Origin of the sequence: Olivibacter ginsenosidimutans, assembly GCF_039542865.1 — a bacterium.
Classification (GTDB): Bacteria; Bacteroidota; Bacteroidia; order Sphingobacteriales; family Sphingobacteriaceae; genus Olivibacter; species Olivibacter ginsenosidimutans.
Map to the genome: position 1 here is coordinate 353,713 of NZ_BAABIQ010000003.1, position 11,039 is coordinate 364,751.

Annotated in this window: 10 protein-coding genes; 4 read left to right on the top strand and 6 right to left on the bottom strand. The window is 38.4% G+C overall.

Annotation, left to right across the window (positions count from 1 at the left end):
* Positions 1 to 268 precede the first annotated feature (268 nt).
* The 3 genes from ABD930_RS02805 (at position 269) to ABD930_RS02815 (ending at position 2,807) form a co-directional block, all read left to right on the top strand.
* Positions 269 to 586 carry a DUF4890 domain-containing protein gene (locus ABD930_RS02805; RefSeq protein WP_345230172.1) on the top strand — a complete coding sequence of 106 codons (318 nt, stop codon included), beginning with the start codon at positions 269 to 271 and terminating at the stop codon, positions 584 to 586.
* Positions 587 to 774: 188 nt separating this feature from the next.
* Positions 775 to 1,368, top strand: a complete 594-nt coding sequence (locus ABD930_RS02810) for a copper resistance protein NlpE (protein WP_345230173.1) — start codon at positions 775 to 777, stop codon at positions 1,366 to 1,368.
* A gap of 134 nt (positions 1,369 to 1,502) precedes the next feature.
* Positions 1,503 to 2,807, top strand: coding sequence for a DUF3472 domain-containing protein (locus ABD930_RS02815; RefSeq protein WP_345230174.1), 1,305 nt, complete (start codon positions 1,503 to 1,505; stop codon positions 2,805 to 2,807).
* Between the two features lie 146 nt (positions 2,808 to 2,953).
* On the opposite strand, the gene ABD930_RS02820 is transcribed toward ABD930_RS02815, so the two are convergent.
* On the bottom strand, positions 2,954 to 3,514 hold the full coding sequence (locus tag ABD930_RS02820; RefSeq protein ID WP_345230175.1) for a thymidine kinase: 561 nt from the start codon (positions 3,512 to 3,514) through the stop codon (positions 2,954 to 2,956).
* Positions 3,515 to 3,674: 160 nt separating this feature from the next.
* On the opposite strand from ABD930_RS02820, the gene ABD930_RS02825 reads away from it, so the two are divergent.
* The gene (locus ABD930_RS02825) at positions 3,675 to 4,958 is read left to right on the top strand and encodes a putative sodium/potassium/calcium exchanger (RefSeq protein WP_345230176.1); all 1,284 of its coding nucleotides are present in this window, start codon (positions 3,675 to 3,677) and stop codon (positions 4,956 to 4,958) included.
* Positions 4,959 to 5,173: 215 nt separating this feature from the next.
* Here ABD930_RS02825 and rodA read toward each other — a convergent pair whose 3' ends face one another.
* The 5 genes from rodA to ABD930_RS02850 all read right to left on the bottom strand — a co-directional run bounded on the left by rodA (position 5,174) and on the right by ABD930_RS02850 (position 10,897).
* A complete protein-coding gene (gene rodA, locus ABD930_RS02830) occupies positions 5,174 to 6,439 on the bottom strand; it encodes a rod shape-determining protein RodA (RefSeq protein WP_345230177.1) in 1,266 nt (421 codons plus the stop codon).
* An 8-nt stretch (positions 6,440 to 6,447) separates the two neighbouring features.
* Positions 6,448 to 8,418 (bottom strand): penicillin-binding protein 2, encoded by a 1,971-nt coding sequence (gene mrdA / locus ABD930_RS02835; RefSeq protein WP_345230178.1) that lies wholly within the window; start codon positions 8,416 to 8,418, stop codon positions 6,448 to 6,450.
* A 45-nt stretch (positions 8,419 to 8,463) separates the two neighbouring features.
* Positions 8,464 to 8,904: a rod shape-determining protein MreD gene (locus ABD930_RS02840; protein ID WP_345230179.1), complete on the bottom strand. Its 441-nt coding sequence runs from the start codon at positions 8,902 to 8,904 to the stop codon at positions 8,464 to 8,466.
* Between the two features lie 67 nt (positions 8,905 to 8,971).
* Positions 8,972 to 9,805, bottom strand: a complete 834-nt coding sequence (gene mreC / locus ABD930_RS02845; protein ID WP_345230180.1) for a rod shape-determining protein MreC — start codon at positions 9,803 to 9,805, stop codon at positions 8,972 to 8,974.
* Positions 9,806 to 9,874: 69 nt separating this feature from the next.
* A complete protein-coding gene (locus tag ABD930_RS02850; protein WP_134090814.1) occupies positions 9,875 to 10,897 on the bottom strand; it encodes a rod shape-determining protein in 1,023 nt (340 codons plus the stop codon).
* Positions 10,898 to 11,039: the final 142 nt, after the last annotated feature.

Here is an 11,039-nt window from a genome sequence, read left to right on the forward strand (position 1 = left end):
GTTAATAAAACAATGTATTCTCTTTCATTGCAAATTGAAATAGTTTTATACTGTAAATGTGTAAACTTTATCATGATAGAATAAACGAAATGGTATAGAAAGAAGTGTTTTTTAACCTGTAAAGATCGATTAATTGCTATAGGGTGTTTTTTAACAATTCTTAACAAGTAGGCGATTAAACTATTTTGGTAAAGGACATTCTATACTACCAAACGAAGGATAACGGTGTTGTACAGTTATCGATTAAAGTAAAATTAAAAGGAACATTATGAAAAAGATTTTTTCAGGAGCCATATTATTTATTGGATTAAGTACTATGGCCTTTGCGCAACAAACAGCTGATAAAAAAGCACATGGGTACAGTCCAGAAAAAAGAGCGGAAAAAATGACTGCTGTGCTGGCAGATAAACTGTCATTAACAGATGAGCAAAAAGCAAAAGTATATGCCATCAATGTAGAAAATATTAAAAAAAGGGACATTGAGCGTAAGGAACGTATAGCAAAAGAGCGCGAAGTGATGAAAGAACAGGACGAGCAAATCAATAGTATCCTAAATGCTGAACAGAAGACAGCATATGAACAGTAGAAGAAAGAGCGTTTTGCAGGTAAAAAAGCACCGGAAAAGTCTCATGGTCATTGGAAAGTGAAAAAAGATAAACAGGAAGGTTGAAATGGCATAGTTCTTGTCTAACCTTAGTTAAGGTTTAGGTTGATTATTTGAGGGCCCCGCATTCCCAAGTGCTGGGCCTTCTATTTTTCAATAACTTGTAATCCATGCTGTTTTCGAGTTATTCATCTAATGGTTACGCGTTGGCGGCTCATAACTACAATCCACGCATCAAACTTGGTATCGCTTTTGCTATTTTTCCATTAAAAATAGCAAAAATGATAGCTGAAAGATTTTTAGTAGTTATTGTAGCAGCTTCTTTACTATGGAGTTGCAATCAAAATCCTCAAACAGCAAGTAAAAGCAATGCTACAGAAGCGGCTGATACAACAGAAGAGTACATACCTATTGATGCCACTTCTGACACCTCTGATATGCATAATGCGCAAAATTCATTAGATATTGAGGGAACATACAAAGGTATAACCCCTTGTGCAGATTGTGAAGGTATTTCAACAGAAGTGACGTTAAAACCAGATAGTACATATATCCTAAAAACCACTTATTTAGGAAAAGGAGATGGTCAATCGTCTGAACAAAAAGGATCATTTACATGGATAGATGGTAGTACTATTGAATTGAACGATATGAAGGATGCGCCGAGCAAATATTTTGTTGGAGAAAACACATTGACTCAGCTGGACATGAATGGGGATAAAATAACCGGTGAATTGGCGGATCATTATGTACTTAAAAAATAAATTTTTTTGTAGCTTAATATGTTACGCAAACGGTTGATTGCCTGAGCGATTTTAATTCCTCTTTTTTTTCCTGTAGCTTGCTTTTCAATTTCCATAGGAATGTATTTATGGAAGAAAGTTTAAGCGTTAACAGTATGCAACACAAGATTTTTTTATTATTGCTGAGTTTAATTTTCAGTATAGGTGGCAGTACATTGGCACAGGAAAAGGCTATCCCCAATGATGCGATTGATGTACCTATAGGAGGCAATACGTGGCAAGTAGCTGCGGTTGATGCGGATAGGGATGTGGTTGGTACTCATGGCATCCCAACATGGAATGATCCGTCAAAAGCATTTGTAACGTATGTCCGTTTAGCTAAAAAAGGATCCTTAGCACTTTGGCTCAAGGCACGTGTAGATGGTCCGGGAATATTAACGGTGCAGGTATCTGGCAAGCAACAGCAGATTGACATAAGTCCAAAACATCAAGAAGTAATTTATCTTGGTGACTGGGACATTCGGGATACAGGTTATATAGCGATTAATTTACAGGCAAAAAAGGAAATTCATTTAAGTAAACTTACTGCTATTGCAATTGCTGGTTCTGCTGTAAGCGCGCAAACTCATTTTGTCAAAGATAATGAAGGCAATTTTTTTTACTGGGGTAGAAGAGGCCCTTCTACACATTTGAATTATCAAACTCCAGAAGGAAAGGATATTGCATACTATTATAACGAAGTTACTGTTCCCAAAGAAAATGATATTATCGGATCCTATTTTATGGCCAATGGCTTTGAAGGTGGCTATTTTGGTATGCAGGTAAATACGGCAACTGAAAGAAGAATATTATTCTCGGTATGGAGTCCTTTTCAGACCGATAATCCTAACGAAATTCCGGAAGATCATCGCATTAAGTTACTAAAAAAAGGTGAAGATGTACACGGTGGCGAATTTGGTGGTGAAGGATCTGGTGGGCAAAGTTATTGGCGCTTTAATTGGAAAGCAGGTCATACCTATAAGTTTTTACTAAAAGGTGAACCTGTTGCAAACCAATACACAAATTATACGGCATGGTTCTTTGCACCGGAGATTGGCAAATGGAAGTTAATTGCTAGTTTTAGCAGACCGCAGACGAACAGTTGGTTACATGGATTTCATTCCTTTCTGGAAAACTTTTCGCCAAAGCAAGGAATCTTGGAACGTAAAGTCTATTTTGGGAATCAATGGGTAATTGATAAAGAAGGGAATTATTATGAAATTCGGGAAGCTAAATTTTCTGCGGATAATACCGCACGAAAAGGATATCGTTTAGATTACAGTGGAGGAAATGAAAAGGAGAAATTTTTCCTACATAATTTTGGTTTTTTTAGTCATTATACACCCATAGGAACTTCGGTGAAAAGATTTTCTACAGCCAATAAGCCGCTACTGAATCTTGAACAGTTACCGCAAAAATAAAAGGCTATCTGTTGGGCAGATAACCTTTGCTTAACCAATTATAAACCTAAATATGAGAAGGATGCTGATGTGTTTAACGAAACAAATATAGCGAACGATTATGGAGCGAATTGATTTTTTATATTAAACTTACGTTAAAGTTTTCATTAGACCAGAAGCTGGTAATAACAATTTCGGCATCGGGGTTCATAGCTCTCTTTTTCGCCAATCAATACCTTGTTTTCAACGGCTGTTTTTCGATAGGAATAGGTAGCCGGTGCACCGCAGCACACGCAGACGGCATGCACTTTAGTCACGTGTTCTGCAATTGCCATCAAATCTGGAACAGGTCCAAAGGGTCTACCTTTAAAGTCCATATCTAATCCTGCAACAATTACACGTATCCCCTTATTGGCTAAGGTATTACACACTTCTGGTAAATGATCATCAAAAAACTGTGCCTCATCTATTCCAACAACTTGGGCTTGAGTGCCTAATAAAAGAATTGTTGTAGACGTTTCCACGGCAGTAGAAGGGATACTGTTCATATCATGCGACACGACTTCCGCATTCGCATATCGGGTATCAACAATAGGTTTAAATATTTCTACCTGAAGTTTAGCAATCTGCGCCCGTTTCAATCGACGAATGAGTTCTTCTGTTTTACCTGAAAACATAGATCCGCAGATAACCTCAATACTACCCTGAGGCCCACGTCTATTAATCATATTGTGCTCGCTAAACAGCATTTTCTTTATTCTTTGATTGTTTAATTTCCTTATAAAGGGATGCTAATATCGGTATTTATTTTTGCCTATCCGCTTAAAATTAGCTAAGTTTGACTAAACATTCTTCTAACAAATAAGGAATTAAGCGGTTATATATATTATGGTGACACAAGAGCGTATTTTTGAAAAGATTGGAAGCCTTTTAAAGGAATTAACAGATCAATATGAGTTTTTAGAGGAAAATCCAACCGAACGGTATGGCATTCATTTGGAGTTACTTGATGCGAATATTACGTATCTCATGGGGCACGTAACTATTCTGAAGAAGTTAACTTCTGTAGAAACTAGTGCAGTTGAAAAGGATAAGGTGCAACAGGTAGAAACCGAGCAAAAGGCAACAGAAGATACCAATGAGCACAAAGAGGAAGAGGCTGCCGTTCTGGGAAATGTAGATCAACAAGAGATTAAAGAGACTTATTTTACGCCGGCTACCGCCCATGTAGAAGAAAAGGCAGAAGAGTTTAGGTTAGAAGATAAGCGCGACAAAAAAGAAGAGGAACAAAGGGAACAGGCAGCTGAGGAAAAAAGTTTGGATTATCCAACCAATAAAGATGAAGATGCCGTTGAGGCTAAAGATGAACTGCCAGAAAAAGACGAAGAACCGGAAGAAGATAAAAAAGAAGATGACCATGGTTCTTCCGATGCGTATCGCTATTCGGAGAAAGAGGCATTCAGTAATACCGATACAACACCGGCATCGGAAAAAGCACAAGAGCTAGCGGATAAGGATTCGAATGCTGAAGCATTGGGACAGGAGGAGTTGAGCACTAAGGATGAAAAAGATGAAGATACCGAACGGCAGTCTGAAGAGGATACTGAACAGCAATCCGAAGGAAATACATCAAGGGAAACCTTAGAAGAAAATCCGATTGATGTTAAAGAAGAAAAAGAGGAATTTCCGATAGTGGAGGAAAAAGATGGGGATTTAAAACAAGTTGTCGAGGAAGAACGATCGGTTGTTATCCCTGTAGATGAGGAGAAAAGTGAAGGAGTGAAGGCCCAAGAAGAACCTAAACGGCCAATGACTTTAAATGAACTCTTTTCTGCGCAACGTAAACAAGAGCAACAAAAGCCAGTAACCGCTCAACCTACTTCAACGATAGGTGGACACAATTTTGCGAACCAAAATGCACCGATTGGTACGAAGCGTATTACAGATATTAAGTCGGCTGTTAGTTTGAATGACAAACTTCTATTTATTAAAGATTTGTTTAATGGCTATAGCTTAGCTTATACGGAAGCGATTGAGTTATTGAGTAGATATGATAATTTTAAAGACGCGGATGCTTTTCTGCAAAATAATTATGCTAAAAAGAACAATTGGGAAAGTAAGCAAGCAACGGTAGACAAGTTATATGCTATCCTAAGGCAACGATTTGCATAATCGCCACAAAGTCGTCTTTTATCCACCTAACTTATGTCATTTCGATCGAAATGAAAATGGAATGGAGTCCCCGTCATCTTGACCACAGTGGAGAGATCTGTTCAAGGATAAGATCCCTCGGCTACGCTCGGGATGACGATTCGACGACGCTATGTTTCGCACAATGAGGTGAATAAAAAAAATCACGCTTGATTCACGGTAATATGAGGGGCTTTTTAGACAACCCCTTTTCTATGGGCATCAAATTTTAGGAGGATAAAGAGCAACATGGTAAAACTAAGTAATGAAGACCCCCCATAGCTCAAAAAAGGTAAGGGTATACCGATAACAGGTACAATGCCAATAGTCATCCCGATATTGATAAAAAAGTGAAAAAAGAAAATAGAGGCAACGCCGTAACCATAAATTCTGGCAAAAGATGATCGTTGCCGTTCTGCCAATTGTGTGATGCGCAGTAATAACCCAACATACAATAATATAACCACCATAGATCCCACAAATCCCCATTCTTCGCCAACTGTACAAAAGATAAAGTCGGTACTTTGTTCAGGTACAAAGTTGTATTTGGTTTGTGTGCCTTGTAAATAACCTTTTCCAAAAAGCTGGCCTGAACCAATGGCAATTTTGGATTGATTCAAGTTATATCCCTGTCCTCGAGGATCATTTATTTTTCCTAATATTACATCAATTCTATTGCGTTGGTGGGTTTGTAGAATATGATTATAGGCGAAATCAACTGATAATACAAAGAGAGAAGTGACGACAAAGATGACGATAGCAGACGGAACGGCTTTACGGCTCCTTTTGAATAAAAATGCGCCTAAAATACATAATATAGCAAGTATGCCAATGATATACCACTGTGAAAACAACAGCGTTAAAATAAACAGAATGATACAAATAAAGGCGAACGCTAAAAATTGCCCTGTAACATAACCTTCTCTATAAAACACAAGGGTAAGTGCAAAAAAGGTAAGTGCAGAACCTGTGTCTGGCTGGAGCATGATGAGTACAACAGGTACTAATAAAATGAGTATACCAAACAGCAAGGTTTTCGTGTTAGGTGTTTTATTGCTGTGTGAACTAAGGTATCGTGCTAATAATAAACAGGAACCTAGTTTTGCAAATTCTGACGGTTGCAAACGAAAACTGCCTAAAGGTATCCAAGCCTGATTACCACCTACATTTCTTCCCACTAATAGTACGATGACTAATAAAATTAGGGTAATACCATAGAGAACAGGGGATATATAATTGTAAAATTTTCCGTCAATGATCATCAGTGCGCATGCTACTAGTGTACATACCACGATGTAAATAAATTGCTTACCATAATTGGTACTAAGACTTACCAAACTAGCATGTTGAGGATCAAATACAGCAGCTCGAATATTAAGCCAACCGATGATACATAAGGCTACCCAGATAAATACGGTTATCCAATCAACTGATCCGCCATATATTTTTCGTGTTTGATGCATATTGTTGATTATCGGACTTGTACCTGTTTCTGTTCAATTAACGACCGTTTATTCGTAAGCATTGCTGCCTGATTTGAAGAACCCCTTGTTGGTGTTTCTGTTGATCGCCTATTATCCGTACGTTTACTAATCGTCTGTTCAACCGGCTTCTTTGGAACTTCCGGCTCAATAAGATTACTTTCGTTAATTACCCGTTCTTGGACTCCCTTAGGCATGCTGATGGTGTCTTTTAAGTATTGCTCGACCATCATGCTGGCAATTGGTGCAGCATAGGTTGCACCATAACCCACGTTTTCTACAAACACAGCAATAGCAATTTTAGGATTTACCCTAGGAGCGAATGCGAAGAATACCGAGTGGTTTTTTCCATGTGGATTTTGGGCTGTACCAGTTTTTCCACACATTTCAATCCCTGGAATACGCATGTTTGCGTTATATCGCACCACCCTGCTCATTCCTTCAATTACCGGTTCAAAGTATTTTTCGTCAATGTCTACCGATATCTTTTCAGCATATTCTTTTTTAACTACTTTTTTTTCACCAATAGACTTAATGAGGTGAGGGCGGTAATAGTAACCATGATTGGCAACAATGGCCATGATATTGGCCATTTGAAGGGTGGTGATTTCTACTTCACCTTGTCCAATAGAATTGGAGATATTGTATGCAGAAGTCCATTTATCATTTCCATAACGCTTAGTATAAAAATCTGCAGTTGGCAGGAGCCCCTTTTTCTCATTAGGTAAGTCAACGCCAAGCTCTTGGTTAATACCAAACTTCATAACGGCTTCTCTCCATAAGGCGTAAGCCTTAGCAGGTTTCATTTTTCGCTGATCTAACATTCGAGCATAAACATTACCAAAATAGGTATTGCAAGAACCTTGGATGGCAGCAGGTAAATCAATGGTTCCATGCACATGTGTACAGCGCATAAAACCTCGACCACCTCCGTAACTATATCCACCAGGGCAGTTATATCGTGTATGTTCATCGATTAGTCCTGCTTGTTGGGCAACAAGTGCACTTACAACCTTAAATACAGATCCAGGTGGATATTGTGCCTGTATAGGACGAATAAACATGGGTTTGTTTGGGTCATTCAATAACTTCATATAGTTATTTCCACGTTCTCTCCCAACCATCATATTGGGATCATAACTAGGTGTGCTGGAGAAAGCCAATATTTCTCCGCTGGAGGGTTCAATGGCAACAACGGACCCCCGTTTATTTTTCATGAGTTTTTCAGCTAGTTTTTGTAGATCACGGTCAAGAGAGGAAACTAAGCCTTCTCCCGCAACAGCCAACGTATCGTATCTGCCATCCATAAAATGTCCTTTTGGACGGTTGAAGGCGTCGACCATCAAGTTTTGCACTCCTCTTTGGCCGCGCAGGAGTTCTTCATAGGCCCTTTCAACGCCGCTGACACCAATATAATCCCCTGGGCTATAAAAATTATTGGAACGTTCAATATCCCGATCAGTAACCTCGTTAATATAGCCTAAAAATTGAGCAGCAATAGAATCGGGGTAACTTCTTACCGTTCTGTTTTGAACGTAAAAGCCGCGAAATTGATAGAGTTTTTCCTGTAAACGAGCATAGGTTTCTGCAGACAATTGTTTTTCGAAAATAGAAGCCCGATAAGGAGAAAAATTAACGGCTTTTTGAAATCGTTTATCAAATCCTTCTTTGTCGATATCGATCAACTGGCATAAGGCTAATGTATCAAAAGGCTTCACTTCCCTTGGAATTACCATTAAATCATACACCGGTTCATTTTGAACTAAAATTTTACCGTTGCGATCTAAAATGACGCCTCTTGCGGGATAAACGGTTACTCTTCTTAATACATTGGATTTGGCAGATAGTAAGTAAGAGTCATCGATAATTTGCAAATAAAAAAGTCGACAAGTCAATAGAAAAGCGGCGATGATAAAGATGCCCTGAACGATATATTTTCTTTCAAAAAAGCTATTATTCATTAAATACTGATGGCTTTAATGCATTTAAATACGATTAGAGATAAATTAACGTCTACTTTTTTGATAAAACAGTAAAGAAAAAAGCAATATCAAAAGTAATGTAAATATACAACTTAAAAGAACACGAATGATCGTATAGTGAAAGTTGCTGAATGTAAAGGCTTCCAACAATATTAAGACAAAATGGTGGGTAAATGATAGCACCAGACTGTAAATAAAAAACCACCGAAAAGACATTTCACTCACACTGGGAGTAGCAAAAGTCTCGTGATTGTCTAATTGTACGGTAAGATTAATAAACGTAATGCGTAAAGCGGCGAATGCAACACATGCGGCGGCATTTATCCCCAAGGTGTCATAAAATGCATCAACGGTTAATCCTGTAAAAAAGGAAATCACAAATAATAACCAATTAGGCATCCCTAAAGGGAGCATGAGTAGAAAAAGGATATAAGGGTAGGGAGTAGCCAAGTTGTAATATCCCATATTTTTAAATAGGAATACCTGCATCGTGATCAATACGACGAATCTGATTACATTTGTCAATAGAACCCTACTCATTGATTACTGTATCTTTTTCAAGTTGTTGCTTTTCATTTGAAAACCGATCATGGATAACATAGACATACTGAAGGGTATTAAAATCATTATTTAATTTTACTTCGATGTCTAGGAAACTATCTCCGCTCTTTCCTGTTTTAATGACTTTACCAATGGAAATTCCGGGTGGGAATAGCGAATAGCCAGAGGTAATTACTTCTTCGCCGGGCTTCACTTTAATGTGATTGGGAATATCTTTCAAGATGGCCTTTTGCGAGTCGTAATTTTCTGTTCCCCATACTAAAGATCCAAAAGCGTTACTGTTCGCTAAACTAGCACTTATACGGGTATCGGCATGTAACAGTGATTGGATAGTGGCGAAATGAGGTGATACATTCAATATGATTCCGACAATACCATGAGAAGAAATAACTCCCATGCCTTTTTTTATCCCTTCTTCGCTTCCTCTGTTGATAGTCAAATAGTTGTTTTTCTGGTGAATACTATTACTGATCACACGTGCTACGATATAGGTATATTGCGTCTGACCAAGTGAATCTAAGACGGAATCTTGTTCCACCAGTTTGTTGTATTTCGACGTCTTTAATTGGCTTCTTAAATAAGCATTTTCTTCAGAAAGGTATTTATTGGTTTGCTTAAGATTTAGATACTGTGTAAAATCATCTACTTGCTGATAGATTGATCCAACAAAAGCATTGGATGAATTTACGGTGCTAGCCCGTTGAAAACTGTTGTTTCTAACCGTTAAGGCAATCGCTGCACTAAAAAACAGGATAAACAAAAAGAAGTTATTATACTTACTAATGAATATCCATAGATTACGCATAGGGCATTTGAGTATTTATGATGATATGGTGCAATAAAATGATGAAACTCGTACACCATATACTTCATACTATTGCATCAAAAATTTATAACCGCCTATATTTTTTAACGCGATGCCAGTGCCTCTTACAACTGCTCTCAGTGGGTCTTCCGCCACATGTACAGGTAGTTTGGTTTTTGCTTGAACGCGCTTGTCCAATCCACGTAGTAGCGCACCACCGCCGGTTAAATATATACCTGTTTGGTAAATATCTGCCGATAATTCAGGCGGTGTAATTTCTAAAGCTTTCAAGATTGCTTCTTCAATTTTGGAAATGGATTTATCTAAACAGTGTGCGATCTCGGTATACGAAACGGTGATTTGCTTAGGAACCCCTGTCATCAAGTCGCGGCCCTGAACAGCAAAATCGGCAGGTGGATCTTGTAATTCGGGTAATGCGGCACCAACCTCGATCTTTATTTTTTCTGCGGTACGCTCACCAATCATGATGTTATGTTGACGGCGGATATACTGGACAATATCTGAGTCAAAGTTATCCCCTGCAACCCGAATAGATTGATCACATACAATGCCCGATAACGCAATGACTGCAATTTCTGTAGTTCCTCCGCCAATATCGATAATCATATTCCCCATAGGCTCTTCTACATCAATGCCAATACCAACGGCTGCAGCCATGGGTTCATGAATGAGGTATACCTCTTTAGCACCAGCTATTTCTGCAGAATCCCGTACGGCGCGTTTTTCAACCTCGGTAATACCGGATGGAATACAGATCACCATCCGGAGCGATGGGAAAAACCACCCCTTACCATTATTGATCATTTTTATCATGCCTCTAATCATATATTCAGCGGCATTGAAATCAGCTATAACACCATCTTTTAATGGTCTAACGGTTCGAATATTATCATGGGTCTTTCCTTCCATTTGCATGGCTTGTCTCCCAATGGCAATCACTTTATTGGTTGTTCGATCAAAAGCCACAATGCTGGGCTCATCTACAACTACTTTATCATTATGAATAATCAGGGTGTTTGCCGTACCTAAATCTATGGCAACTTCTTGAGTAAACCAATTAAATAGCCCCATTCGGTATTTTTTTAATGTTTCTTGAATATAGTCCGCAAAATTAAAATAAAAATATCACAATATGAACCTGATTTGTGACAATCCGATAAAAAATACCATACCGTCGCCTAAAGCCTATTGCTTATAGCCTATTGCCTAAAGC